Here is a 26,727-nt window from a genome sequence, read left to right on the forward strand (position 1 = left end):
CTTATAAATGTTTTAATTTTTCTTGATCTGTATAGGTAGAAAATTGTTGCAAAAGCAACCTTAGTTTAGGGTTAATAAACGTTTCACAAAATGGTTTTTCAGGATTTTTTTGATAATAATTTTGAATGGCTTCTCGCGACGCTTTAAAATCTGAAAAAGGCAAAACCGATGTCACCAATTCTTGGTCGAAATCCTGCTGAAAACTTTCAATGAGCTTGTCTACTTCTAAATGTTGAGCCTCTGAAAACGTATATACAGCCGACCGATATTTGTTACGCATGCTGTGATTTACCGTACTCTTATGCGTTAACAAATGTATATTAATTAGTATATTTAAATTAACGCTATTAGAATTAAAATGAACTATAACGGCTTCTGAAAATGACTCATATTCGCCTACCGAAGCCACATATCCTTGTTCCACTTTTTCAACACCTTTTAAAGATTGAAAAACAGCTTCCGTGCACCAATGACAACCACCTCCTAAAGCAATTTTAGAAATAGAATTCATGCATTAGTCTTTTACAACTTCCACGCCTTTCCAAAAAGCAATATGATTTTTAATGCCTTTTGCTAATGATGAAACTTCAGGATAAAACCAGGCTGCATCCACGTTTTGTTTTCCATCAACTTCCAAAGTATAATAGGACGCTTCACCTTTCCAAGGACAGTTAGTATGTGTTTTACTGGGCTTAAAAAAATCTTTCTTAATGCTGTCATGCGGGAAATAATGGTTGTTTTCAATTACAACTGTATTATCACTTTCTGCTAGTATTTGATTGTTCCAAATGGCTTTCATAATTGATTTATTAACTGTTTATATTGCTTTTTAAATAAAACTATCGCTAAATCGCTCAAAATGACAGGTATAACCATCTGGTTTCCGAACCAAATAGTCTTGATGTTCCGGTTCTGCAGTCCAAAATTTTGAATACGGCTCCAAAGTGGTTGCTACTTTACCTTCCCACTTATTAGAATCGTTTACAATTTTAATAATTTCTTCAGCTTGGGCTTTTTCATCTTCATTTTGAAAAAATATAGCCGAACGGTAACTAGACCCAATATCATTCCCTTGTCTATCAACCGTTGTTGGGTTGTGAATTCGGAAGAAATAATCTAAAATATGTTTAAATGATGTTTCATTTTCATCGTAGGTAATTTCAATACCTTCCGCATGACCTGGATGATTTTTATAAGTTGGATTATCATTTTGACCTCCAATGTAGCCGACTTCGGTATCTTGAATTCCCTTCTGGGTGCGGAATAAATCTTCCATTCCCCAGAAACAACCACCTGCTATATATGCTTTTTTATAATTGCTCATTGTATTGTATTATTAAACTATAATTATTTAAAAAATTGATCACCTTAATTTCTGCCATTTCACAAGGCTTTAAGTGCTCTTTTGTATTCGTAATATAATAATTTAAGCTGATAAAATCGTTCCCACTTAAGGCTTCAGCATAAATTTTATAACTTTTTCCCTTGTTATAATCGGAACGGATTACACCGTATTTAACCTTGTTGAAAAACACCTCGGAATAGCCGATTGGTAATTTCTGTATACGCTTTAAGAGCATAATTATCCTTTCTTTTATGTTAAGAGCTACAAGACAACATAGAACATCCCGCTTTATGTCTCGCCCAATCTGGTCGTTTTGCAAACCACTTTTTGTTTTGTGGCTGTTCAGCATAAGGTTGCTTGAGTAACTGAAATAATTCATCAATTAAACTATAATCACCTTTATCTGCTGCATCAATGGCCAATTGCGACATGTAATTTCGCAACACATATTTTGGATTTACCGCATTCATCTGTTCCTTTCTTACGGCTTCAGATGACTGTTCTTTTTTCAGTCTTGAAGCATAATGGGCAAACCATAGATTCCATTTTTGTCTGATCACATCTGAAATTTCTGTTGGATCATAAAATGAATTTGCTACTATATCTAACCCTTCCGATGCGTTTTCTTTTTTGAAATCACTTAAACTTCTAAAGAAAATAGTCATATCGGTTTCGGATAGTTGTAAATTATCTTCCAACTGCTGAATGAGTTGTGCATCCAAATCATCGTCTATTACTAAACCTAATTTGTTCCGCATCATCTGTAGCGATTGCGTTTCAAAATCAATTTTGTATTGATTAAGTATCTCCTCTAAAGCTTCAGCATCTTCAATTAACGGAAAAAGAGCATTGGCTAATTGGTATAAATTCCACAGCCCAATATTTGGCTGATTGCCATACCTATAGCGTTTATGCTGACTGTCCGTTGTGTTTGGCGTCCATCCAAAATTGAAATCCTCCAACCAACCGTAAGGTCCATAATCTATGGTTAAACCTAAAATGGACATATTATCCGTATTCATAACACCATGCACAAAACCTACACGTTGCCAATGAATAATCATTTGTAAGGTTCGCTGTGAAACTTCAGAAAAAAACTGGATATAGGAGTCTTTTGATGGTTTCCCCAAATGCGAAAAATGATGTTTGATGGTATAATCTACCAAGGTTTTCAATGTTTCTACATCTTGTCTTGCGGCTAAAATTTCATAACTGCCAAACCGTAAAAAGCTTGGAGAAATTCTTGAAACAATGGCGCCTTTTTCATAAGCTGCATTACCATCATACATCATATCACGCAACACGGCATCACCCGATAATGCTAACGAAAGCGCTCTGGTAGTTGGTACACCTAAATGATGCATGGCTTCACTACACAAATATTCCCGAATGGAGGAACGCAATACAGCCAAGCCATCAGCAGTTCTGGAATACGGTGTTTCACCAGCACCTTTTAATTGTACTACCCAACTTGTATTATTATTTTTTACTTCAAATAAATTAATAGCGCGACCATCACCTAATTGCCCAGCCCAACTTCCAAACTGGTGACCACCGTAACACATGGCATACGGATTGGTGTTTTCTAATACGGCATTACCCGTAAAAACATTTAAAAATGATTCTGATTGACTATCGGCTTCCGTTAAACCTAAATTATCTAACATTTCTGGAGATACATGAAGCATTTTCGGATTTGCGGTTAGTTTCGGTTTTACATACGAAAAACACGCTTTAGTAACCTGCCTTCTCGTGTTTTCTATAATAGGATCTGCAGGCAGTTCTTTATTGAAGCTATCGTTAATATTGAGTTTTATTTGTTTAGCCATTTTAATAGGTCCTTGTCATTAGGGTTTCGCAACCGTTTATCATCAATTAAAATTGTAGGGAAATGCAAATTTCCATTTGGGTATAAGTTACGTAATTCTTGAGCAAAGTTATCATTCTTTAACACATCTTGAAACGTAAATTCAAGATTTCGGGACTCAAAAAAATTCTGATAATAAATAGATTTATGGCAGTTTTCACTACCAAATAAGGTGATGGTTTTCACAGTATTTCCTTTCTATATTTTATGTGTTTGTTTCTAAAATCATAGATTCTGAATTCACACAATAACGCAATCCGCTTGGTTCTGGGCCATCTGGAAATACATGACCTAAATGAGCATCGCAGGAGTTGCACATTACCTCAACACGCACCATTCCGAAGGTAGAATCTTTTTCATACTTAATAGCATTTTCCTCTATAGGCTGCGTAAAACTTGGCCATCCAGAACTAGAATCAAATTTAATAGTGGAATCAAACAACGGCGTATTGCAGCAAACACAATTATATTTTCCCGCTTCATGAACACTACAAAGCGCTCCAGTTCCTGCCATTTCTGTTCCTTTTTTACGCGTAATTCTGAATTGCTCGTCAGTTAAAATTTCACGCCATTCAGCTTCTGTTTTTTCAACACGACGGCCTGGTGTTGGATTTCCATTCACACTAAAACTGATAACCTCTTTCCACGTTAACATAAGCTTGTCTTTTCTTTAATTAATAAAATAGTTCGTTTTTGTTTAATACGTGTAAAATAAAAACTCCGATAAAGTATCGAAGTTAAACCTATAAACAAGTGATTTATTTGTCGCAGTATTATCTTATTCCTTACAAAAAACGTTTAACCCCAAATTATAGTAATTTTTTAGTAATTTGTACGTCTAAAGTATCTTGAATTAAACTTATGACAAATATTGTAGAAAAAGCTGAAGCCTATGTTTTTGATTTATTTAAAGATGAATTAGATTCTTCTTTCTTATATCATAATCTAAAACACACAAAACGGGTTCTGAAAAGTCTTCGTGAAATTATAGCACATACTGACATTTCTGAAAAAGATTCAGAAATACTTCAATTGTCTGCCATATTTCATGATACAGGTTACACAAAAACGATTGATGATCATGAGCAAGAAAGTGTTAAAATTGCCGAGGCTTTTCTAACTGAAAATCATGTAGATCCAGAAACGATTCAGGCAATAAGGGACTGTATTTTGGCAACACAATTTGAGTGTGTACCAAAAACTCTTCACGAAAAAATTATGCGCGATGCAGATTCATCACATTTTGGCAAGGATTACTTTAATGAGACGAGTGAGTTTCTCCGTAAGGAATTGGAAATTCAAGGTGTTGTCAATTTTTCGGCTAGCGAGTGGTTGGATGAAAACATCAAAATGCTTTCTGAAAAACATGAATTCCTCACGGATTATGCCATTAAAAATTGGCAAGAACAGAAGGACAAAAACCTTTCAGATCTGATTAGTTCAAAAAATAAGTTTAATAAGAAATTAAAAAAAGAAAAGCTTAAAGCGAAATACAAAGCGCAATATAAAAACGAAAGTCCCGAGCGTGGTATCCAAACGTTTTATCGTGTTGCTTTACGGAACCACATAAAATTAAGTGATATTGCGGACACGAAAGCCAATATTTTATTATCGGTAAATGCCATTATTTTATCGTTGATTATTTCTAACTTATTTTCAAAATTGGACAATCCGTCCAATGCCTATTTAATAATTCCAACTATTATCTTTGTGGTATTTAGTGTTACTTCTATTGTCCTATCGGTTATTGCCACTAGGCCAAATGTTACACGAGGGGAATTCACAAAAGAAGATGTTGCGGAAAAACGGGTTAATTTAACCTTCTTTGGAAACTTTCATAAAATGAAACTGGAAGAATTTGAATGGGCTATAGATGAATTATTAAAGGACAAGAATTACGTATACAGTTCATTAACTAAAGATCTTTATTATCTTGGAAAGGTTTTGGATAGAAAGTATCGTATTTTAAGAATTACCTATTCTATCTTTATGATTGGGATTATAATTTCTGTTTTAGCATTTGCCATTTCATTTAAAATGCAAAACTTTAATTTTCTATAACATCCATTAAGTCATTGTAGGTATAGTAGTTTGTGCTATCCGTTTTATTATTACGATACAGAATACTAACACGAATAGCCTTCAAGCCTGTTACACCTTGTAAGTCTTGTAATTCTACAACTTCCAAGTCTGTGTCAAGCATTTTTTTAGATTGAAAAAAGCGAACATACTGTAAGTATTCTTCCTCATCTTCCTGCTGCGAATAAACAATACTTAACTTCCCTTTTTCGGTAACCCGTTGTTCAGTACCTTTTATAAATGCTTTGTCTACACGTTTTTTAACAACCTCATAACGTGCATTGTACGTGCCATCTACATCAAATTGCTTTTCGTCCATGCGGAAACGGATAGATAAAGGTTGATTAAAAACCAAAATCATAGAAGCCATATCCAATTTTAAGGGATATATATCTTGATTGCTATAAAACGCATTCTCCATATCACACATAACTTGAATTTGCCATAGTCGCAGATTATAGAGATAAATAAGACTAAAACTATCCTCTCGCGTAATAGATTCACCTATATACATGTTGTGTTCTACACCATCCGTTTTATAGCGTTCAAAAAAGTGTGGATATATTTTTTGTGCTTCCACTTGTCTATCATCTATAATTGTAGACATATTTTTGTTTATTAAACTAATGGTATCATCATAGTTTTTTCTGTGTTTATACAACACTTTTAGATCCTTATCAATTTGCTCAAAATAACCATCAATTTCTGATACTAAATTGGTATTTGTTTTCTTTATGAGATTCAGCAATGATGACACTTCATTTTTCAGAAACAATGAAATGACATGTTCACTATCCACTTTAAAAGCTTTTTCAACTTGAGTAAGAAATGTATTGATTTGGAAAGCTACCTGATCATAAACTGGCATGTTTAAATCTATATTCGCTTTATCAATAATGGATTTCGCTAATTCTAACTGATCAGACAAATCTTTTTGTGTCGCTAAATTTCTTGCTTCTGATGAACCTTTGACATCAATTTGCCCGAATAAAGGATAAACATTTTTAAAAGCAATTTTTCTGAATGGGATATTTTTATTCTGAAGTATATTTTCTTTTATAAAGGCTTGCGCAGCTTGCTTAAATCGCCAATGAACGCTTTTATGAATAGACGTACATTCTTGTTGAATAACCGCTTCAATTAAGTTTTCTTGATCGGTTTTACTACGCTCTACCGTTGCAACAATGTATGGCATAACATCTTCCAGCTTATTAGCATTGATACTATTTAAAGCTTTTGGCTGATTAGAAACTAATTCTAAAATCCCCATCAAGCCGTCTTTATTTGCAATAGGCGCAAAAATAGCACTTTTAAATCCTTGCTCATGGAGCATTTTTATATGTGGCACTTTCCCTTGGGTTGCATGAAAGGTTTTTTCTACATTGGAAACAGCAATATGCTTCTTCTCTTCCAGTAATTTTTTATAGGACGATTTGCACAACATATCCGCACAATTACCCATAGGGTTGTCATTTAACAGAAAACTATGCATGCCTTCACCGTAAACACGCTCAAAGAGGCCTTCTTCTTTATTGTATACTGAAAACCCGACCTTAATATCAGTAATTTTTAAAAACGATTGGAATATAGATTGAAGATCTTTAATAAAATTTTTATCCTGTCGCTTGTTTTCAGCTATTAAATTGGATTTGATCTCGGAAATGGCAAAATCATCAGTTACATCAAATATGTTAGAGATTACAAACCCTTTTAGTGTATATCCATTTTCAGGAAACAGTTTTTTCCAAAGTGCTATATCATCAAAATTATCCATGAGCGAATCAATATCCTCTTGCGTAATGTTTGGCGCACCACTCGATTTTATGACCTCTGTAAAGTCGGCATTATAAAGGATTTTATAAAAGCGAATGATGCCATTTTTATCAGGAATTTCATAATGAAATGGCCTTCTAAAACTAAAATCAGAACCATAATACGCATTCAAAATAATAGTACAAACCATGATGTATTTATCATCGTCCGGCATGTTCTTAATTTCAAGCTTAAAATCCTCTCCTGCATCAGCTATAATACTTTTAAATCGTTCAGAAAGATTAAAAATAGCATCTTTAAAGGGAGCAGTAGCGGCTTTAATTTCGTTTTTTGTGAGTAACGGATTAAAAGTATCTTGAAGAATTTCAGCAATTTGTGCTTCTCGTGTTTTAATTATGGACATATCAGAAAATCCATCTTTTAACTCTGGGTACGTTTCTGCAATTTTAAGAATGGATTTTGCTTTTTCTGCCATCCATACATTTTCACTCTGTGCCAATAGTTCATATTGCTCAAAGAGCTTATGAAAGCTGATAAGCAATTTTATAGGTGAACTAGTTTTGTTATTGAGTATCATGCCAAAATATTTCTTCAAAAATACAAATATTAACCTTGGTCGAAAAATAGGTATAACACTAACATGAATTTTTATAAAAACTTAAATAAACGATGAAATTTGCTTGTTTAACGATTTATCCATCAATTAATCATGGTTTACACTCAAAATCAATACCTTGAAACTCTTTTTCGTAATAATTAAATCGAATTTTAAACAATGCTATCCACGACATCATACCGCACTTTTTTTTTCTCCATGTTTTGCCTAACCTTTTTACAGTTTAATAATGGGTTTTCACAAACTTGGATAGAAAAAAACGAAAGTGAAAATTATGTAGCGAGGCACGAATTTGGCTTTGTTCAAGCTGGCGATAAATTTGTCATGTTTGGTGGTCGTGAATCATCACAAAGGCTGGATGTTTATGATTATGCAACGAATACATGGGAACAAGGTGGTATGGCTCCAGAATCATTTAACCATTTTCAAGCCATTAGCTTCGAAGGGCTTATTTGGGTTATTGGTGCATTTAAAACAAATGTCCCAAATCCTGAAGAAAGTGCAGATTATATTTATATGTATAATCCAGCTACAAAACAATGGATTCAGGGTATGGAAATCCCCGAATCACGGAAGCGTGGAGCGGCAGGATTGGCCGTTTATAATAATAAATTTTATGTTGTAGGTGGTAATAACAATGGTCATAGCGGTGGTTATGTTTCTTATTTTGATGAATTTAATCCTACTACAGGTGCTTGGACCTCATTAACTAATGCGCCGCATGAGCGCGATCATTTTCAAGCTGCAATTTTTGGCGATAAACTCTATGCTATTGGAGGCAGATTAACAGGTGGTCCAGGTGGATTATTTGAGCCACAAGTTCCCGAAGTAGATGTGTATAATTTTATCACAGAGCAATGGACAACATTAAATAACAGTCAAAATATACCCAATCCGCGAGCAGGTTTAGGTGTTATAGTTTACAATAACGAAATATATACCCTTGGTGGCGAAACTACATTTAACAGACCAAATAATGGTCAGGTTTCTATTGTTGAATCATTTAACCCAACCACAAACACATGGACAACACAAAGTAGCTTAAACTATCCTAGACATGGGTTTCAGCCTATTGTTTCCGGTAGCACACTATATGTTGCAGGAGGTTCATCAGGAGGTGTAATTATCCGAAATATGGAATATTTAGGCACTGATGATGCTTCAGGGACAGCAAATGTTAATAGCACATTTGCAGCAGCTGAAACAACCAAAGCATTTGAATACGGCCCAGATTTTGGTTCGGTAACTATTGATATTGAATTAAGTAATACATCTGGAACAACAGGCACTTATATTGATAATATTTCCATAACAGGAACAGATTATACGTTGGCCAATACGTATGCTAATCAATTAGTTGGTGCTAATTCTAGTGTTAGTATTCAGGCAGTTCTTACCAATACCACGCAAAATACTAGAAATGGTACAGTATCGGTTACCTACAATAACAATAGCACATTAACTATTGAACTTGAAGGAACTTTAAACCCAACATTATCCATTGACACATTAAACGAAACAAATGGAAATTTATTAGTCTATCCATCGCCTACAAAAAACACATTTTCAATTAATCATTCGGTTACAGAATTGAAATTATACGATGTTTCTGGAAAACTAATTAAAGAATTTTCTGGAGCATTTAAAGCCAAACAAGACTTCAGTGTTTCGGAATTATCAGCTGGACTTTATATTGTGAAAGCACGTAATAGTTCGCAGGCGCAATTCACGGGTAGATTGATTAAGAAATAAACCTTTTTTATGAACCACAATTTCCGCTGTTAAATGATGACAGTTTCTACTCAAAAAAAAATCAATCAGCATTTTTTATAATTATTATAGTCTTGTTTTGATTTATTTAAATACATTTGTCTCGAAATTAGAATCAACAATGAGAAATTTTTCTATTATTCCTTCAATTAGTATTGCAAATGTGATTATCACATCTGCAGAGGGAACGCTATAGAATATATACAACATATTTAAAAAGCCTCCCGAGAAATCAGGAGGCTTTTTTTATGGTATTAAATCAATATGACAACACATACAAACATTATTATTATCAGCATTATTATTCGCTTCACAGAGTGAGTCAGGCTGGTATTATCCAATTTTAAGCCTTTCTCATTCACTTGAGAAAGGCTTTTTTATTTTTTATAAAATCGACATATGAAAACAGTTACTAACATTATTATTATCAGCATTATTATTTACTCTATCGAGTGAGTCAGGTTGGTATTGCACCATTTCAAGCCTTTCTCATTTATTTGGGAAAGGCTTTTTTTATTCAATTAAAGTCAAACTTAAAACAAACCAATATGTATTACAACAACGACACGCTAATCTACCTAAACGGGAAATTTGTTAAAGCAAATGAAACTACTACAGATTTATACAGTCAAACCCTACACTACGGATATGGTGTTTTTGAAGGGATTCGGGCTTATGCAACTGGAAACGGGACAAGCGTTTTCAAAGTCAAAGAACATTACGAACGTTTAAAAAAGTCAGCAGAGCTCATCACTATTCCATTTCATTATGATGTTCAAGAATTAGTAGACGCAACTTACATGCTGTTAAAGAAAAATAATTTATCTGATGCCTATGTTCGTCCATTGGTTTTCTGCGATCCAAACATGGCACTTACCAAACCAAATAATGTTTCCATCATGATCTGCGCTTGGGAATGGGGCGCTTATTTGGGAGACAAACAATTACGATTGAACGTTTCGTCTTTCTGTCGTCCCCATCCACGTTCCATAAAAATTGAAGCAAAAGTATGTGGTCATTATGTGAATTCAATACTGGCCACAAACGAAGCAAAAGATAAAGGTTTTGATGAAGCGTTGCTTTTGGATAGCGATGGGTTTTTAGCAGAAGGTCCAGGCGCTAATTTATTCTTCGAAAAAGACGGTGTTTTATTCACTCCGAAATTGGGCAATATCCTTCCCGGAATCACACGAGCAACTGTTTTAGAATTAGCCGAAGAACTTGGAATCGAAGTTAAACAAGGACTTTTTGAACCTAAAGACTTATTCGCAGCAGACAGTGCTTTTTATTGTGGAACAGCTGCTGAAGTTATAGGCATTAAATCCGTTGATGACACCAAATTCCCGACAGCATGGAATGATTCATTAGGAAAGAAATTACAAGACGCTTATTCGAAGCGGGTGAAAGAAACTCCAACAACAGCAACAACATTTAGCACAACGTTATCATGAACACTATAAATACATACAGTAAAACAATCACGCAGGACGCATCTCAACCTGCCGCGCAAGCCATGCTTTATGGAATCGGGTTGACGGAAGAAGACATGCAAAAAGCACAGGTCGGGATTGTGAGTACAGGTTACGAAGGAAATACCTGCAATATGCATTTGAACGACTTGGCGAAAGAAGTCAAAACAGGCGTGCAAAACGAAAACCTTGTTGGATTAATTTTCAACACGATTGGCGTAAGTGATGGGATTTCCAACGGAACAGATGGCATGCGATTTTCATTGGTTTCCCGTGATGTCATTGCTGATTCAATCGAAACGGTGGTCAGCGCACAATGGTACGACGCCGTTTTAGCCGTGGTGGGTTGCGATAAAAATATGCCCGGTTCTATCATCGCGATGGGCAGATTAAATCGTCCTGCAATCATGGTTTACGGTGGAAGCATTCATTCTGGAAAATGGAAAGGTGAATCTTTGAACATCGTTTCTGCATTTGAAGCTTTGGGCAAGAAATTCAACAACACCATAACCCCAGAAGATTTCAAAGGTGTTATCAAAAATGCGTGCCCAGGCGCTGGTGCTTGTGGCGGCATGTATACGGCAAACACAATGGCTTCCGCAATTGAAGCTTTAGGAATGAGCTTACCCTACAGTTCTTCGAATCCTGCTTTAAGTGTTGAGAAGAATCAAGAATGTTTAGCTACCGGAAAAGCAATTCGGGTTTTACTTGAAAATGACATCAAACCCAAAGACATCATGACCAAAAAGGCATTTGAGAATGCGATAACCATGGTCACGGTTCTCGGTGGTTCAACTAATGCGGTGTTGCACTTAATCGCGATGGCGCATTCTGTAGATCTCGAATTAACACTAGAGGATTTCCAAAGAATCAGCGATAAGGTCCCTGTTTTGGCAGATTTAAAACCAAGCGGAAAATACCTGATGGAGGATTTACATGCTGTTGGCGGTGTTCCTGCGGTGATGAAATACTTGTTAGAAAACAACCTGCTTCACGGTGATTGTTTAACCGTGACAGGAAAAACTGTCGCAGAAAACATGGCTGAAATTTCAGATTTAACCGCAGGACAAAATGTGTTTCTTCAATTGGAATCTCCTTTAAAATCTACTGGACATTTACAAATCCTTTTTGGGAATTTGGCACCCAAAGGGAGTGTGGCGAAAATCAGCGGAAACGAAGGAGAATATTTTGAAGGTTCAGCAAAAGTTTACAACGATGAATACGCAGCAATTGACGGCATAAAAAGCGGTGAAGTTAAGTCGGGAGATGTTGTGGTGATTCGCTACTGTGGTCCAAAAGGAGGTCCAGGAATGCCAGAAATGCTCAAGCCAACGTCGGCTATTATGGGCGCCGGACTGGGGAAAAACGTGGCGTTAATTACCGACGGCAGATTCTCTGGTGGAACACACGGATTTGTGGTTGGACATATCACACCCGAAGCTTATCACGGTGGGACACTTGCATTAGTTGAAAATGGCGACAAAATCATCATTGACACAAAAAATAATTCTATTCAGTTAAAAGTAAACCATCAGGAACTAGCCCAACGAAAATCGGAATGGAACCAACCAAAACTAAAAGCAACAAAAGGCGTCTTATATAAATATGCAAAATGTGTGTCGTGTGCGTCAACAGGCTGCGTAACTGATAATTAATTATAAAAAAACAGAAATGAACTCAATAAAAATGACAGGTGCTAAAGCTGTAGTCGAGTCTTTAGTAGCCGAACAAGTTAATACAATATTCGGGTATCCCGGAGGAGCCATCATGCCCATATATGATGCTTTATATGATTACGAAGAATCCGTAAATCACATTTTAGTCCGTCACGAACAAGGCGCCATTCATGCCGCTCAAGGTTATGCTAGAACATCAGGAAAAACAGGTGTGGTATTCGCAACTTCTGGACCAGGCGCAACCAATTTAATTACTGGCTTAGCAGATGCTATGATTGATTCCACGCCCTTGGTATGTATCACAGGCCAAGTATCATCCCATCTTTTGGGCACCGATGCTTTTCAGGAAACGGATGTGGTGGGAATCTCCATGCCCATAACCAAGTGGAACTGTCAAGTTACCAGAGCAGACGATATTTCTGCCGCTGTTGCAAAAGCATTTTACATTGCACAATCTGGCCGTCCAGGCCCTGTGCTGATTGATATTACCAAGGATGCGCAATTTGGCCAAACCAATTTCAAATATGAGACATGTACGAATATCCGAAGTTATTATCCTAGGCCAAAGTTGCGCAAATCGGTTGCAGAAGCCGCAGCGAAATTAATTAATGCCGCAAAAAAACCTTACTTACTAATTGGACAGGGAATTATGCTATCTCATGCAGAGAAGGCATTAGTGGAGTTTGTTGAAAAGTCAGGAATTCCGGTAGCATCAACCCTTTTAGGGTTAGGCGCATTTCCCAATAATCACCCACTTTATGCCGGATATTTAGGCATGCACGGTGATTATGCCGCAAACATAAAAACAAATGAGTGCGATGTCCTTATCGCCATCGGTATGCGCTTCGACGATAGAGTTACTGGCGATGTTTCTAGGTATGCCAGACAGGCAAAAATTGTTCATATAGACATTGATGCTTCGGAATTAAATAAAATTATAAAAGCAGATGTTCCAATTCATGCGGATGCCAAAGAAGCTTTAAAAGTATTAACAGCATTGGTTCATAAAAAAGTCCACAGCTCTTGGCTTCAGGAATTTAAAGATGCTAAAGAAGTTGAAATTGACACTTTACAAAAAAGTGCCAACGAATTACATTCCGAAGAATTGAAAATGGATGAGGTCATCAAAATGCTTTCAGAAATCACCAACGGAGAAGCAGTTGTAGTTACCGATGTGGGTCAACACCAAATGATGACAGCGCGCTATTATCAATACAATAAAACAAAAAGCAACATTACATCAGGAGGTTTGGGAACCATGGGATTTGCACTACCAGCTGCTATTGGAGCAAAATTTGGTGCGCCAGACAAACCTGTAATAGCCATTATTGGAGATGGAGGCTTTCAAATGACGCTACAAGAATTGGGGACCATTTTGCAAAGTGATGTAGATATAAAAATCATCATTTTAAATAACCGATTTCTTGGGATGGTACGTCAATGGCAACAGTTATTTTTTGAGAAACGCTATTCATTTACAAATATGATCAGCCCTGATTTTATAGCCCTTTCTAAAGCGTATAGTATTGAAGCCTCCAAAATTGAAGCTAGAAAAGACTTAAAAGAAAATCTATTAAAAATGCTAAATCACAACGGATCTTACTTGTTAGAAGTCATGGTCGCTAAAGAGGAAAATGTATTTCCAATGATGACAACCGGAGCCTCTGTATCAGAAGTTCGTTTAAACTAAAAAAAATGAAAAAAACATATACAGTATCCGTCTTTACAGAAAACAGCATCGGGATGATGAATCGGGTAACAATTATTTTCACGCGTCGCCACCTCAATATCGATAGTATTACAGCTTCCGAATCGGAAATAAAGGGAGTGTTTCGATATACCATTGTTTTAAGAACAACAAAAGAGCAAGTAGAAAAAGTTATCGGACAGCTTGAAAAACTAATAGATGTTTTTAAAGCATTCGCACATGAAGATTCTGAAGTCGTACATCAAGAAATCGCATTGTATAAAATAAAAACAGGCGCTTTAACTAATGGTGATGTGGAAAAAGTAATTCGGGAACATCATGCAAGAATACTTACGGTAGACCCAAAATTTATGGTCATAGAAAAAACAGGACATGTAAAAGAAACGCAATTGCTGTTCGAAAACTTACAACCTTATGGTGTACTTGAATTTGCACGTTCTGGACGTGTAGCAGTAACAAAACCCATGAAAGAATTTAGCACCTATTTAAAAGAGTTAGAAGAATTAAATCACAAATTATAAACAATAAATAAAAAGAATTATGGCAACAATAAATTTTGGAGGCGTACAAGAAAACGTTATAAAACGTAACGAATTTCCACTTAAAAAAGCTCAAGACGTATTAAAAGGTGAAACCGTAGCCGTTATCGGTTATGGTGTTCAAGGTCCAGGGCAAGCACTCAACTTAAAAGATAATGGTATCAACGTGATTGTTGGTCAACGAAAAGGAACAACGAGCTGGAGAAAGGCACGAGCTGATGGTTGGGAAGAAGGCAAAACACTTTTCGATTTAGATGAGGCCTGCAAAAAAGCAACTATCGTCATGAATTTACTTTCAGATGCAGGGCAAATACAAGCTTGGGAAGGCATGAAAAAACATTTAACCAAAGGAAAAGCACTCTATTTTTCCCACGGGTTTGGCGTGACATTTCATAAAAAAACAGGCATTGTTCCGCCTTCGGATATCGATGTTGTTTTGGTGGCTCCAAAAGGTTCAGGCACATCACTTAGAAGTTTATTTTTAAATGGACAAGGATTGAATTCCAGCTATGCTGTATTTCAAAACGCTACTGGAAAAGCACAAGAACGTGCCTTGGCATTAGGAATTGCCATTGGTTCGGGATATTTGTTTGAAACCACTTTTCAAAAAGAAGTTTATAGCGACCTTACAGGAGAACGCGGTGTTTTAATGGGCGCTATTGCAGGAGTTTTTGAAGCACAATTCAATGTCCTTCGTCAACGTGGGCATTCGCCAAGTGAGGCTTTTAACGAAACTGTAGAAGAATTTACGCAAAGTTTAATGCCGCTTATTGCCGAAAATGGCATGGATTGGATGTTTGCCAATTGTTCAACAACTGCACAACGCGGCGCATTAGACTGGAAGGGTAAATTTCGCGAAGCTACTGAACCTGTGTTGAATGAATTGTATGACAGCGTCGTTTCTGGAAAAGAAGCTGAAATAGTGATTGAAGCCAATAGTAAACCGGATTATCGTATAAAATTAGAAGAAGAATTAACTGTGATGAAAAACAGCGAATTGTGGCAAACAGGACTAGAAGTGCGTAAATTAAGACCCACCAAATAATGGAATTATTAGATAAAGTATATCAAGCCAAAGAGCGTATAAGAGGTATTGCCATGCATACGCCACTAATGAAAAACGAAAACTTGAGTGAAGAATTTTCTGCTCAAGTTTGGTTAAAACGTGAAGATTTACAACCTGTCCGTTCTTACAAATTAAGAGGTGCTTACAATAAAATAGTATCGCTTTCAAACAAAGATAAATCTAAAGTAATTGTTTGCGCTAGTGCCGGAAATCATGCGCAAGGTGTTGCTTATGCTTGTTATAAATTAAACATTCAAGCTACCATATTTATGCCCGTAACGACACCTCTTCAAAAAACAAAACAGGTTAAACTCTTTGGTAAAGATAAAGTTGAGGTCGTTTTAAAAGGTGATACGTTTGAGGAAGCATTTGAAGAAGCCAACCGTTTTTGCCATGAAATTGATGCTGTTTTTATTCATCCTTTTGATGATAAAAAAGTAATGGCAGGCCAAGGAACAATTGCTTTAGAGCTTTTGGAAGACCACCATAGGCCTATTGACTATTTATTTGTCCCTATCGGTGGCGGCGGTTTAGCTGCAGGTGTCAGTTCGGTTTTTAAAAAATTGAGTCCACACACAAAAATTATTGGGGTGGAGCCAGCTGGAGCGCCATCCATGTCAAACTCCATAAAAAAAGGTGTAAATACAACATTGAAAAACATTGACAAGTTTGTAGATGGTGCTGCTGTTAAACGTGTGGGAGATAAAACATTTGAGATTTGTAAAGATAGTTTGGAAGATATTATCCTTGTTCCAGAAGGGAAGATATGTACAACCATTTTGCGTTTGTATAACGAAGAAGCTATTGTGGCTGAACCAGCAGGTGCATTAACTATTGCGGCTCTCGACTTTTACAAGGAAAAAATAAAAGGAAAAAATGTGGTTTGCGTTATTAGTGGAGGCAATAATGACATTTCTCGCACCGAAGAGATAAAAGAGCGATCCTTATTATATGAAGGATTGAAACATTATTTTCTCGTCCAATTTCCGCAGCGACCAGGCGCATTAAAAGAATTTGTAAATGATATTTTAGGCCCAAATGATGACATTACTTATTTTCAATTTTCAAAAAAGAATAATCGAGAAAGTGGTCCTGCAGTGGTAGGAATTGAATTGAAAAATCAAGGCGATTTTCATAAAATAGAAGAGCAATTAAAACACAGAAAATTTAATTATCAATACTTAAATGATAATGCAGATTTGTTTACAGCCTTAATTTCATAACTAAACACACAAGCTATTCTATGAAAGTAGAATGAAAAAGTCGAGTCCAATGATTATTGCGAATTTCACTACTGTTAATAATGGTTAAAGCCATTTGTAAAGTAGCTTAAAAGTCGTAACTTCATTCGCTTGATAAATCACTTAAAAATCAAAAATTATGGACGATAAAAAACCAAAACTTACAAGGCAGACTGGAGCACCAGTTGGAGATAATCAAAACGTGCAAACCGCAGGACCAAGAGGCCCTATGTTGATGCAAGATGCCTGGTTTCTTGAAAAAATGGCAAACTTTGATCGCGAAGTAATTCCAGAAAGAAGAATGCATGCTAAAGGTTCAGGTGCGTTTGGAACATTTACAGTAACTCACGATATATCAAAATATACCAAAGCAAAGATATTTAGTGAAGTTGGTAAAAAGACGGATATGTTTAGCAGGTTTTCTACTGTAGCAGGAGAAAGAGGTGCGGCAGATGCCGAAAGAGATATTAGAGGTTTTGCATTAAAGTTTTATACCGAAGAAGGTATCTGGGATTTAGTCGGAAATAATACTCCTGTATTTTTCTTTCGCGATCCAATGAAGTTTCCAGATTTAAATCGTGCTGTAAAACGCGATCCTAAAACCAATTTAAGAAGCGCCAATAATAATTGGGATTTCTGGACCTTACTGCCTGAATCCTTACACCAAGTAACGATAACCATGAGTGATCGTGGCATTCCAAAAGGGTACAGACATATGCATGGGTTTGGAAGTCATACTTATAGTTTTATTAACAAAGACAATGTAAGGCATTGGGTAAAGTTCCATTTTGTAAGTCAGCAAGGCATTAAAAACTTATCTGATGAAGAAGCTATGAAAATAGTTGGCATGGATAGAGAATCATCTCAAAGAGACCTTTTTGATGCTATTGATGGAAAAGATTTTCCTAAATGGAAAGCATTTATTCAAGTCATGACTGAAGAAGAGGCAAAAACGTACCGCTTCCACCCTTTCGATTTAACCAAAGTATGGTCTAAAAAAGATTTCCCGTTGATTCCTGTTGGAGAATTTGAATTGAATAGAAACCCAGAAAACTATTTTCAGGATGTAGAGCAAGCGGCTTTCAACCCATTAAATGTGGTTCCTGGAATTGGATTCTCACCAGATAAAATGCTTCAAGGACGCTTATTTTCATATGGCGATGCACAACGTTATCGATTAGGAGTTAACCATTATCAAATTCCAGTAAACAAACCTACGTGTCCTTATCATTCTAATCATAGAGATGGAACCATGCGTGTTGATGGAAATCATGGTGGCACCTTACATTATGAGCCAAACAGTTATGGCGAATGGCAGGAACAGCCAGATTTTAAAGATCCACCTTTAGAATTAAATGGTGACGCTTATGCGCACAATTTCAGGGATGATGATGAAGATTATTTCACACAACCAGGCGATTTGTTCCGTATTATAAAAGCCGATGGGAAAGCTGATTTGTTATTTAACAATACAGCTGCCCAAGTTGGTGGAGCCGAAAAGTTTATTCAGATTCGCCATATTAGAAACTGTTTTAAAGCCGATCCAGAATACGGACAAGGTGTTGCAAAAGCATTAGGTTTATCTATGGATGAGGTAAATGATTTCGATATGTCACCTTATAATAAATGGGCACCGAAACCAGATAATAATCCAATTTCTAAATGTCCAAGATAAATAGTTTGTATAAATTTTAAACGAATACATGTTAGAAGAACATAAAAAAATGAAGCTTGCGGAAGCGCTTTTGTTAAGAGCTGATTTAATGAAGAAAATAGAACAGCTTCAAAATAGAATCAGACCTGTATTAATCGTTTCCGATGATAAGCTTCCTCAGGAAGATCCTATCAAATTATTGGCGCAATTACGAAAAGCCAGAAACGATTTGGAAGCGCTAATAATACGAATTAATAAAACCAATAATGATACAGTTGTTGAAGGCGAAGGCAATTTAATGGAAGCGCTGGCTAAACGTGATTCTTTAAAAATGCTTTCTGAAAAATTAAGAAATATAAGAAATGCTGCACAAATAAATAATAGCGGTGATTCTAATCTTAAAACAACCATTGATATTAAAAAACTACAAGTTGAAATGGATCAAACAGGACGGGCTTTTAGAGAGATTGATAGTAAAATTCAAGAAATTAATTGGCTTACTGAGTTAAAAGCATAAAAATTAAGCCGAAAGGCGGAATGATCGGGGCGAGTGCCAGCCCTTTTTTGTGGTAGGTTTTCGGGGCAAATTGAAAACTTTACCAACCAGAGCTGCTTGGGTTGCGGCAAATATGTAAAATTTAGGACCCATTATCGCTTACAAGTTACAAGCGTATTGTGTAAAATTTACTACCAGGTACTGACCGATCATTTTTTTTATTTGAAGATATAGATTAACAAATTAAGACGGAATTATATGAAATAAATTCAATATTCATAAAAGTCAAAGCGTTAATTTTATATGGTTAACACATTAAATTAGTAAACTCTTATAATAAGATTTTCATGACTAAAAATATATTCTATTTGGTATTTGGAACACTTTTTTTAATAAGTACACCATTACATGCCCAAAGTTTTATAGAAGACATTTTAAAAGACCCCATCCAAAAAGCGATTACTGAAAGTGCAGACATACGCATTCAAGAAATGACCAGTAATAATACAGAATTAGAAATGGAAATCGCCAAAGGAAAAAGACTACCGTCGCTTTCATTTATGGGTGGCTATGGTTTTTTATACTCACAATTAAACCTACAATTTCCAACTCAATATTTACCCATTAGCGGAACACCGTTTCTGGAAGACCCTTTAGCCTCCAGTTTTCAAACTCATGTTTTAATGGGAGGTTTATCTACCCGACAAATAATTTTTGCAGGAAATCAAATTAACAGCGGCATTAAAGCATTAGAAGAAAAACAAAAAGCAGAACGTTTTTTAGCCGAAGCTGGAAAGGAAGAAATTGCCAAAGAGGTCATCCAGACTTTTGATCAATTAATGCTATTAAATGCTGTGGATAAACTCATTGAAGATTCCGAAAAACGACTGGATACAGAGCATAAAAAAGTATTAAAAGCCATTGAAAACGGTTTAGCAATTCCTTATGATCGTGATAAAATAAAACTAGCCGTTTTAGAGCTAGAAGAAAAGAAGCTAGAAGCTTTAGGCAATAGAAATGTTTTGCTTGCTAAACTGGCATATCTCACGCGCATACCCGCAAATGAACTAGAGGCTATTACCTACAATTTACAGGCATTTTTACTGAATGAAGATGCATTGAATATCGAGAATCGCGTAGAATTAAAAGCTTTGGAAGCGGGAAAAAAGGCTAAAGAATTTGCTTATAAAAAAGAGAAAGGCACTTATTTCCCCACGATATTTGCATTTGGAAACGTAACATACTTGAATGCTTTTGACACGCGCATAAAGCTTAAAGATGTTCCCATTGCAGGCGATGTAACATTAAACACTGAAAACATAAGGCTGGAACCAGCAGCAGCCGTTGGTCTTGGAATGAAATGGGATTTATTTAAAGGCGGAGAAAATAGTAAAAGCGTAAAGAAGGCTGAAATAGAAGTTCAAATCATTGAAACCAAATTGAAAGATACGCGAGAGAAATTTGAGTTGCTATTGTTTAAAAATAAATCTGATTTTAAAATAGCCCATCAAAAAGTTGTAGTGGCAAAACAGCGTGTACAAATTGCTGAAAACAATTTACAATTGGCAACCAAGCAATACAATTCTGGTTTAGTGGATTTAACAGAACGCTTAGCTTCAGAAAATGATTTTTATAAAGTAAACTTGAATTATTACAACCAAATTCTAAATCAGCGACACGCGACATTAGAACTCTTAATAGCAACAGGTGAGTTATTAGGCAAAATTTATAACGGCTATGGAAATTAAAAATATTTTACTCGTACTTGTTTTAGTAGTTTCAATTTCTTGTTCAGATAAAAAAATGGATCCTGCTTTTATGGGAAAAATTGAAAGGGAACAAATTTCAGTAGTTACTAAAATACCAGGAACGGTAGAAGCATTATTGGTATCAAAGGGTGATTTCGTTAAAAAAGGTGACACCTTGGCTATATTAGACATTCCAGAAGTAGATGCCAAAAAGCAGCAAGCAGAAGGTGTTTTAAAGTCTGCAGAAGCGCAATACCAAATGGCCATTAAGGGCGCAACTGATGGGCAACTAAAACAATTACAGAACAAAGTTAACGGATTAAAAGAGCAATTTGAATTTGCCAAAAAATCCAAAGATAGACTTAATAAAATGTTGCAAGATAGTCTAATACCGCAACAACAGTTTGATGAAGTTTATGCCAAATATCAAGGTGCTAAAAATCAATATGACGCTGCAAAAACAGAATTAGAAGACGCAAAAAATGGTGCTCGAATCGAACAGCAAAGTATGGCTTTGGGTCAGCAGTTACAAGCCTCGGGAGCTATTTTAGAAGTTGGTGCTGCTGAACGCGAAAAATATGTTATAGCACCTCAAGATATGTCTATTGAAACAATCAATTTAAAAAATGGCGAACTTGCCTTGCCAGGATACCCTATTATAAGTGGCTATATTAATCAATCCGTATATTTTCGTTTTACCATTGCAGAAAGCAAATTAGGCGAAATTAAACGGGGAGAAAACGTTAAAATAGAAGTCCTCTATAAGGATTCAGAAATTATTAATGGCGAGGTAACTCTAGTTAAAGCTTTAAGTTCTTATGCCAATATAGCAACAGCTTATCCCGACTTTGACATGCAACAAACTTTGTTTGAGGTAGAAGTAAAACCTACAGATCCAGAAAAGGTTAAAGATTTAATTACAAAAGCTTCGGTTTCTTTAAAGTTTAATAAATAATATGTTTTGAAGAAATTTACACACTTAATTAAACGAGAATTCAGGCTTTTTTTTAGCAACAACGTATTACGACTGCTATTTATTGGGGCTCCTATTTTGTATGGAATACTAATTGGTGCGGTTTATCAAAAAGGTAAAATAACAGATTTACCAATAATTGTAGTCGATCAGGATCAAAGTCTCATGAGTGTGAAATTCATTGATATGCTTGAAGAAACCGAAAGCATTCATGTTGTTGGCATTTTTCCCGACCTTACTGATGTGAAAAACAAGGCAATAGATGAAGAGGCCTCCGTAATAGTGAATATTCCCAGAGGATTTACCTCTGGAATTCAACAAAATAAGTTACCCGAAATTACCATTTTTGTAGATGCTTCCAACACCTTGACTTCTAACACAGCATTGATGGCCGTAAACGGCGTAGCAATGACCATAAAAGCTGGTATCCAAATCGAGTCTCAAATGAAAAAGGGTGTTCCAGAATATGTGGCGACGCAAAATTACGAACCCTTTAAAACAACCATTATCAAGCAAAGCATACGCAGCGGGAATTATTTATACTTTATGTTACCCGGTGTGCTTTTAACGGTTTTCCAACAAATTTTGCTGCTGGGTTTAGCACTTACTTTTGCATCAGAATATGAAAATAGAACATTTGAAGAATTAGTCAGAAAAATGCCAAATCCTCTAGGCATGTTAGCTGTAAAGATCATTCCTTATATGATTATGTCTGTTGGTATACTTCTACTTTACTGGGGCTTTTCTAAATATTATAATATGGTGATAGGTGGTGCTTTCTGGGCTTTTTCTTTGAGCACCTTCGTCTTTATTCTCGCCGTATGTGGCATAGGTGTATTGGTGAGTATTATTTTACCCAATCAATTAAAAGCCACTGAAGTATTGATGGTAGTAGCCACGCCAAGTTTTATTCTTAGTGGGTTTACTTGGCCTTTAAGTCAAATGCCAAATTGGGTACAATTTATAGCCGAGTTAATTCCTTTGACGCATTATTTAAAAACGTTTCGTATACTTTATCTTAACCACGCTAGTGTTTCACATATTTATGCGCCAGTTATAGCCATGAGTATTATTGCGGTAATTTGTTTGTCGATGTCAGCAATCATTCTGCATTACAAAATTAAAAAGGTAAAAAACAAATCCATTGAGTACGTTAATTAGCACAAAAATTGTTCTGATATAAGGTTTAAATAGACAATACTATTAATTGGTATCAAAGAGTCCTTGCCATATAATTCATTCTATTTTATTAAAAACACACTCCTTTTCTAATCAAGAAAAAAATGATTAGAATTAACATACCTATGATAGCTCAACCCGAAGCTTATGTTGGATGTGTAGACACCTTTGATGATTGGCAAACTACCAAATTATTTCGCTAAAGGTTTCCTAAAATGCTAAAGGAAATATTTGAAAAATTCAGCAAAAAACAGTAGTAGAAAATATGTTTAAGGCCTTTAGTAGTGGCGATGCCGTTTATTTCGCGCAGCAAATCCACAAACCCCATTTTGCTGCCTTCTATAAGTGTACCTAAAATATGGAATTTAGAATGTAATGTTGACTGAAATTAATCATTAAAAACAAAAATCATGACTCACGAAGTATCAAAAAATAATCCGCTTTTATGCGATATCGAAACTGGAATGTGTGATACCACAGAAGAGAATTCAAACACGCCATCTAAAAGCAACAAACAATCTAAAGAGAAATCCGTAAAATTAATTTATTATACAGATCCAATTTGCTCATCCTGTTGGGGAGTTGAACCACAACTGCGAAAACTGAAACTAGAATACGGCAATGCTGTTGAGATTGATTATAGAATGGGAGGTTTACTACCAGACTGGAATTACAGTAGTGGTGGTATTAGTGGTCCTGCAGACGTTGCAAGTCATTGGGAAGAAGTTAGTATACATTATGAGATGCCCATAGATGGAGACCTTTGGCTTGAAAACCCAATGGATTCATCTTACCCATCCTCTATTGCATTAAAGGCAGCCCAACTTCAAGACAGCGAGAAGACTGTTTTATATATGCGTGAAATAAGAGAAATGATGTTTTTGAAAAAGAAAAATATGGCTAAATGGGAAAATTTGACTATTGCAGCTAAAGATGTAGGTTTAGACGTAGCCTAATTAAAAACAGAAGACTGAACTGATGCAGCAACATCTTTGGCTGTTTCAACTTGCCTGCTTACGGCTGCTTGTAACAAAGTTACTCATGGGCCAAATGAAAGTCCCCACAAAAAGAAAGCTAAACGACCCATACCCTTAGTGCCACCATACATTAGAAAAACACCCATAGAAAAGATTAGTAAGGCAAACATGACTATGGTTAGCAGCCTTAAGTATTTATCGGTGTATTTTATGGCCAACAACACAGAAATCAGAGATCCTATTCCAAAAAACAATAAGGCACTTTCAATACCTCCTGCCAACTGAATTTCATCAACAAGGCTTGTCATGTATACATAAACACCATAGTGTGCAATTACGCCAAATAGTGTAAGCAATAAAACAATTAAACTGCTAGTATTTTCAACAGTGCAAATGAAACTTCATTGTCTTTATATAGCTAAAAGGACCTTTTCTTGCAATTAAACTGTTGTTAATTTAGCTATAATTTAATAGACTTACTAAATATCCATGGTATTTATCACAAATATATTGGCAAAAGAACTACAAGTTTAAGTGCCATTTGGAAAGTTAAATTTTGTGGGCATTCAAAGCCCTAGAGGACGTTAATAATTTAGAATTATCTAATAGGACTAAATATTAAATCAACACATAGTGATTAATGAGCATCAGTCATTGGTAAATTAATTAAGAATAATCGCTTTTAACATGAGGCATTCAACTTCTGAAAAATCTCAAAATTAAGCATAAAAAAAGCTCCAGTTTTCACTGAAGCTTCTCGAGTCGCTGTGCGGGCGGGGAGACTCGAACTCCCACACCTTGCGGCACTAGATCCTAAGTCTAGCGTGTCTACCAATTCCACCACGCCCGCATTAATAAGATTGCAAAAATCCGCAATCGGGATGCAAATATAAACAATAGTTTGAATAATCAAACGCATCTTATCATAAAAAAGTTCAGACTGTTTTGTACTTTTGAAGAAACACAATCAATCTATTTCTACGCAGTCAGAAATAACAAAACATACGATTATGAAAAACATACAAGGTTACGTTGCCGAACATAGACAACGCTTTTTAAATGAACTCATTGAACTATTAAAAATACCGTCGGTTAGTGCCGATTCTGCTTTTAAAAATGATGTGCTACGAACAGCCGAAGCGGTAAAATTTAGTTTAGAAAAAGCCGGTTGCGACCATGTTGAAATTTGTGAAACTGCTGGTTATCCAATTGTTTATGGTGAAAAAATGATTGATAAAAATTTACCTACTATTTTGGTTTATGGGCATTATGATGTACAACCTGCCGATCCAATTGAATTATGGACATCTCCTCCTTTTGAACCCGTTATTAAAAAAACAGACATTCACCCGGAAGGCGCCATTTTCGCTCGAGGTGCTTGTGATGATAAAGGCCAAATGTATATGCATGTAAAAGCTATGGAATTCATGACTTCTACAAACCAATTACCTTGTAATGTGAAATTCATGATTGAAGGTGAAGAAGAAGTTGGTTCTGTTAACCTATCAACCTTTGTAAAAAACAATCACGAAAAATTAAAGAATGACGTGATTCTTATTTCAGACACAGGCATGATTGCGAAAGATGTGCCAAGTATTACAACAGGCTTGCGCGGATTAAGCTATGTTGAAGTGGAAGTAACGGGTCCGAATCGCGATTTACATTCTGGATTATATGGCGGTGCAGTTGCAAACCCTATCAATATTTTAACAAAAATGATAGCTTCTTTACACGATGAAAACAATCATATTACCATTCCAGGTTTTTATGATAAAGTAGAAGAATTATCAAAAGAAGAACGCGCGGAAATGGCCAAAGCGCCTTTTTCTCTCGATGCTTATAAAAAATCTTTGGACATTGATGCTGTTTATGGCGAGGCTGGATTTACAACAAACGAACGCAATTCCATTCGCCCAACATTAGACGTGAATGGTATTTGGGGTGGCTATATTGGTGAAGGCGCTAAAACGGTTATTGCCAGTAAAGCATTTGCAAAAATCTCAATGCGTTTGGTACCACATCAAGAATGGGAAGAAATTACAGAACTTTTCAAAAAACACTTTGAAAGTATTGCGCCTGAAGGTGTCAAAGTTTTAGTAAAACCGCATCATGGTGGACAAGGTTACGTAACACCTATTGATAGTTTAGGCTATCAAGCAGCAAGCAAAGCTTATGAAGAATCGTTTGGGAAAAAACCAATTCCTCAACGTTCTGGTGGAAGTATTCCTATTGTGTCCTTGTTTGAGCAAGAGCTTCAAAGCAAAACTATTTTAATGGGCTTTGGCTTAGATAGTGATGCTATCCACTCGCCAAACGAGCATTTTGGTGTATGGAATTATATAAAAGGTATCGAAACCATTCCGTTGTTTTATAAATATTTTACGGAGCTTTCTAAATAAATACCAAATAGAAATCTAATCGTCAAATCGCTTGATTTTTCGTGTTAGTAAGAAGAAAAAAGTATCGAGATTTAACGCTTTGTTGAATTTTTCGATACTTTTTTTGTTTCAAATTTAAAAATCAAATTCTACTAATAGCACTTTCAAAAATT

The 26,727-nt window shown here is 35.8% G+C and carries 23 protein-coding genes, 1 tRNA gene and 1 pseudogene; 15 read left to right on the top strand and 10 right to left on the bottom strand.

The features are described 5' to 3' along the window. Position 1: 1 nt before the first annotated feature. Genes ES675_RS00740 through msrB form a run of 7 tightly spaced genes read right to left on the bottom strand, consistent with a single transcriptional unit; the run spans position 2 to position 3,867 of the window. Positions 2-511, bottom strand: coding sequence for a peptide-methionine (S)-S-oxide reductase (locus tag ES675_RS00740; protein WP_066250492.1), 510 nt, complete (start codon positions 509-511; stop codon positions 2-4). A gap of 3 nt (positions 512-514) precedes the next feature. Beyond that, on the bottom strand, positions 515-799 hold the full coding sequence (locus tag ES675_RS00745; protein ID WP_197503476.1) for a DUF427 domain-containing protein: 285 nt from the start codon (positions 797-799) through the stop codon (positions 515-517). Between the two features lie 30 nt (positions 800-829). Then, the gene (gene msrA, locus ES675_RS00750) at positions 830-1,324 is read right to left on the bottom strand and encodes a peptide-methionine (S)-S-oxide reductase MsrA (protein WP_066250500.1); all 495 of its coding nucleotides are present in this window, start codon (positions 1,322-1,324) and stop codon (positions 830-832) included. After that, entirely contained in the window at positions 1,311-1,580 is a 270-nt protein-coding gene (locus tag ES675_RS00755) for a peptide methionine sulfoxide reductase (protein ID WP_066250506.1), read from the bottom strand. The genes msrA and ES675_RS00755 overlap by 14 nt, the downstream gene beginning before the upstream one ends. 19 nt (positions 1,581-1,599) lie before the next feature. Continuing rightward, positions 1,600-3,174, bottom strand: a complete 1,575-nt coding sequence (locus ES675_RS00760; RefSeq protein WP_231931278.1) for a protein adenylyltransferase SelO — start codon at positions 3,172-3,174, stop codon at positions 1,600-1,602. Then, complete coding sequence (locus ES675_RS00765) at positions 3,159-3,398, bottom strand: glutaredoxin family protein (RefSeq protein ID WP_066250509.1); 240 nt, start codon at positions 3,396-3,398, stop codon at positions 3,159-3,161. The genes ES675_RS00760 and ES675_RS00765 overlap by 16 nt, the downstream gene beginning before the upstream one ends. 19 nt (positions 3,399-3,417) lie before the next feature. Then, complete coding sequence (gene msrB / locus ES675_RS00770) at positions 3,418-3,867, bottom strand: peptide-methionine (R)-S-oxide reductase MsrB (RefSeq protein WP_066250513.1); 450 nt, start codon at positions 3,865-3,867, stop codon at positions 3,418-3,420. A gap of 206 nt (positions 3,868-4,073) precedes the next feature. Here msrB and ES675_RS00775 point away from each other — a divergent pair, with 206 nt between their 5' ends. Further along, positions 4,074-5,273, top strand: coding sequence for a Pycsar system effector family protein (locus ES675_RS00775; protein ID WP_066250516.1), 1,200 nt, complete (start codon positions 4,074-4,076; stop codon positions 5,271-5,273). Here the strand turns inward: ES675_RS00775 and ES675_RS00780 are convergent. After that, positions 5,260-7,641: a GAF domain-containing protein gene (locus ES675_RS00780; RefSeq protein WP_066250518.1), complete on the bottom strand. Its 2,382-nt coding sequence runs from the start codon at positions 7,639-7,641 to the stop codon at positions 5,260-5,262. The two genes, ES675_RS00775 and ES675_RS00780, sit on opposite strands and share 14 nt — an antisense overlap. 198 nt (positions 7,642-7,839) lie before the next feature. Here ES675_RS00780 and ES675_RS00785 point away from each other — a divergent pair, with 198 nt between their 5' ends. The 13 genes and pseudogenes from ES675_RS00785 to ES675_RS00850 form a co-directional block, all read left to right on the top strand. Further along, positions 7,840-9,432 (top strand): T9SS C-terminal target domain-containing protein, encoded by a 1,593-nt coding sequence (locus tag ES675_RS00785; RefSeq protein WP_148367190.1) that lies wholly within the window; start codon positions 7,840-7,842, stop codon positions 9,430-9,432. Between the two features lie 566 nt (positions 9,433-9,998). After that, on the top strand, positions 9,999-10,901 hold the full coding sequence (locus ES675_RS00790) for a branched-chain amino acid transaminase (protein ID WP_066250825.1): 903 nt from the start codon (positions 9,999-10,001) through the stop codon (positions 10,899-10,901). Beyond that, the gene (gene ilvD, locus ES675_RS00795) at positions 10,898-12,574 is read left to right on the top strand and encodes a dihydroxy-acid dehydratase (protein ID WP_066250525.1); all 1,677 of its coding nucleotides are present in this window, start codon (positions 10,898-10,900) and stop codon (positions 12,572-12,574) included. Before ES675_RS00790 ends, ilvD begins: the two co-directional genes overlap by 4 nt. A gap of 16 nt (positions 12,575-12,590) precedes the next feature. Then, positions 12,591-14,285 carry a biosynthetic-type acetolactate synthase large subunit gene (gene ilvB, locus ES675_RS00800; RefSeq protein ID WP_066250531.1) on the top strand — a complete coding sequence of 565 codons (1,695 nt, stop codon included), beginning with the start codon at positions 12,591-12,593 and terminating at the stop codon, positions 14,283-14,285. Positions 14,286-14,290: 5 nt separating this feature from the next. Further along, positions 14,291-14,824, top strand: a complete 534-nt coding sequence (gene ilvN / locus ES675_RS00805; protein WP_066250535.1) for an acetolactate synthase small subunit — start codon at positions 14,291-14,293, stop codon at positions 14,822-14,824. 19 nt (positions 14,825-14,843) lie between these two features. Then, positions 14,844-15,887 (top strand): ketol-acid reductoisomerase, encoded by a 1,044-nt coding sequence (gene ilvC / locus ES675_RS00810; protein WP_066250538.1) that lies wholly within the window; start codon positions 14,844-14,846, stop codon positions 15,885-15,887. Next, on the top strand, positions 15,887-17,131 hold the full coding sequence (gene ilvA, locus ES675_RS00815) for a threonine ammonia-lyase IlvA (RefSeq protein ID WP_066250541.1): 1,245 nt from the start codon (positions 15,887-15,889) through the stop codon (positions 17,129-17,131). The genes ilvC and ilvA overlap by 1 nt, the downstream gene beginning before the upstream one ends. 157 nt (positions 17,132-17,288) lie before the next feature. Next, entirely contained in the window at positions 17,289-18,824 is a 1,536-nt protein-coding gene (locus ES675_RS00820) for a catalase (protein ID WP_066250544.1), read from the top strand. Positions 18,825-18,852: 28 nt separating this feature from the next. Next, positions 18,853-19,320, top strand: a complete 468-nt coding sequence (locus ES675_RS00825) for a DIP1984 family protein (protein WP_082985891.1) — start codon at positions 18,853-18,855, stop codon at positions 19,318-19,320. 326 nt (positions 19,321-19,646) lie between these two features. After that, on the top strand, positions 19,647-21,047 hold the full coding sequence (locus ES675_RS00830) for a TolC family protein (RefSeq protein WP_066250547.1): 1,401 nt from the start codon (positions 19,647-19,649) through the stop codon (positions 21,045-21,047). Then, the gene (locus tag ES675_RS00835; protein ID WP_066250552.1) at positions 21,037-22,002 is read left to right on the top strand and encodes an HlyD family secretion protein; all 966 of its coding nucleotides are present in this window, start codon (positions 21,037-21,039) and stop codon (positions 22,000-22,002) included. Before ES675_RS00830 ends, ES675_RS00835 begins: the two co-directional genes overlap by 11 nt. A gap of 6 nt (positions 22,003-22,008) precedes the next feature. Continuing rightward, positions 22,009-23,181, top strand: coding sequence for an ABC transporter permease (locus ES675_RS00840; protein WP_066250555.1), 1,173 nt, complete (start codon positions 22,009-22,011; stop codon positions 23,179-23,181). 428 nt (positions 23,182-23,609) lie between these two features. Beyond that, a pseudogene (locus ES675_RS00850) lies at positions 23,610-24,149 on the top strand (DsbA family protein); the annotation flags it as partial. An 89-nt stretch (positions 24,150-24,238) separates the two neighbouring features. Here ES675_RS00850 and ES675_RS00855 read toward each other — a convergent pair. Together ES675_RS00855 and ES675_RS00860 are read right to left on the bottom strand one after the other, a co-directional pair. Further along, positions 24,239-24,532 carry an MFS transporter gene (locus ES675_RS00855; protein WP_066250557.1) on the bottom strand — a complete coding sequence of 98 codons (294 nt, stop codon included), beginning with the start codon at positions 24,530-24,532 and terminating at the stop codon, positions 24,239-24,241. Between the two features lie 412 nt (positions 24,533-24,944). Further along, positions 24,945-25,026, bottom strand: a tRNA-Leu gene (locus ES675_RS00860). Between the two features lie 160 nt (positions 25,027-25,186). Here ES675_RS00860 and ES675_RS00865 point away from each other — a divergent pair. Then, positions 25,187-26,575 carry a dipeptidase gene (locus ES675_RS00865; RefSeq protein WP_066250832.1) on the top strand — a complete coding sequence of 463 codons (1,389 nt, stop codon included), beginning with the start codon at positions 25,187-25,189 and terminating at the stop codon, positions 26,573-26,575. Positions 26,576-26,727 lie beyond the last annotated feature (152 nt).

The organism is Algorimicrobium algoritergicola, assembly GCF_008086165.1.
Classification (GTDB): domain Bacteria; phylum Bacteroidota; class Bacteroidia; order Flavobacteriales; family Flavobacteriaceae; genus Algorimicrobium; species Algorimicrobium algoritergicola.

Excerpts from the sequence above, each read along its gene's own strand:
- ES675_RS00740 (WP_066250492.1), bottom strand. The coding sequence starts at position 511 with ATGAATTCTATTTCTAAAATTGCTTTAGGAGGTGGTTGTCATTGGTGC.
- ES675_RS00745 (WP_197503476.1), bottom strand. The coding sequence starts at position 799 with ATGAAAGCCATTTGGAACAATCAAATACTAGCAGAAAGTGATAATACA.
- msrA (WP_066250500.1), bottom strand. The coding sequence starts at position 1,324 with ATGAGCAATTATAAAAAAGCATATATAGCAGGTGGTTGTTTCTGGGGA.
- ES675_RS00755 (WP_066250506.1), bottom strand. The coding sequence starts at position 1,580 with ATGCTCTTAAAGCGTATACAGAAATTACCAATCGGCTATTCCGAGGTG.
- ES675_RS00760 (WP_231931278.1), bottom strand. The coding sequence starts at position 3,174 with ATGGCTAAACAAATAAAACTCAATATTAACGATAGCTTCAATAAAGAA.
- msrB (WP_066250513.1), bottom strand. The coding sequence starts at position 3,867 with ATGTTAACGTGGAAAGAGGTTATCAGTTTTAGTGTGAATGGAAATCCA.
- ES675_RS00775 (WP_066250516.1), top strand. The coding sequence starts at position 4,074 with ATGACAAATATTGTAGAAAAAGCTGAAGCCTATGTTTTTGATTTATTT.
- ES675_RS00780 (WP_066250518.1), bottom strand. The coding sequence starts at position 7,641 with ATGATACTCAATAACAAAACTAGTTCACCTATAAAATTGCTTATCAGC.
- ES675_RS00785 (WP_148367190.1), top strand. The coding sequence starts at position 7,840 with ATGCTATCCACGACATCATACCGCACTTTTTTTTTCTCCATGTTTTGC.
- ES675_RS00790 (WP_066250825.1), top strand. The coding sequence starts at position 9,999 with ATGTATTACAACAACGACACGCTAATCTACCTAAACGGGAAATTTGTT.
- ilvD (WP_066250525.1), top strand. The coding sequence starts at position 10,898 with ATGAACACTATAAATACATACAGTAAAACAATCACGCAGGACGCATCT.
- ilvB (WP_066250531.1), top strand. The coding sequence starts at position 12,591 with ATGAACTCAATAAAAATGACAGGTGCTAAAGCTGTAGTCGAGTCTTTA.
- ilvN (WP_066250535.1), top strand. The coding sequence starts at position 14,291 with ATGAAAAAAACATATACAGTATCCGTCTTTACAGAAAACAGCATCGGG.
- ilvC (WP_066250538.1), top strand. The coding sequence starts at position 14,844 with ATGGCAACAATAAATTTTGGAGGCGTACAAGAAAACGTTATAAAACGT.
- ilvA (WP_066250541.1), top strand. The coding sequence starts at position 15,887 with ATGGAATTATTAGATAAAGTATATCAAGCCAAAGAGCGTATAAGAGGT.
- ES675_RS00820 (WP_066250544.1), top strand. The coding sequence starts at position 17,289 with ATGGACGATAAAAAACCAAAACTTACAAGGCAGACTGGAGCACCAGTT.
- ES675_RS00825 (WP_082985891.1), top strand. The coding sequence starts at position 18,853 with ATGTTAGAAGAACATAAAAAAATGAAGCTTGCGGAAGCGCTTTTGTTA.
- ES675_RS00830 (WP_066250547.1), top strand. The coding sequence starts at position 19,647 with ATGACTAAAAATATATTCTATTTGGTATTTGGAACACTTTTTTTAATA.
- ES675_RS00835 (WP_066250552.1), top strand. The coding sequence starts at position 21,037 with ATGGAAATTAAAAATATTTTACTCGTACTTGTTTTAGTAGTTTCAATT.
- ES675_RS00865 (WP_066250832.1), top strand. The coding sequence starts at position 25,187 with ATGAAAAACATACAAGGTTACGTTGCCGAACATAGACAACGCTTTTTA.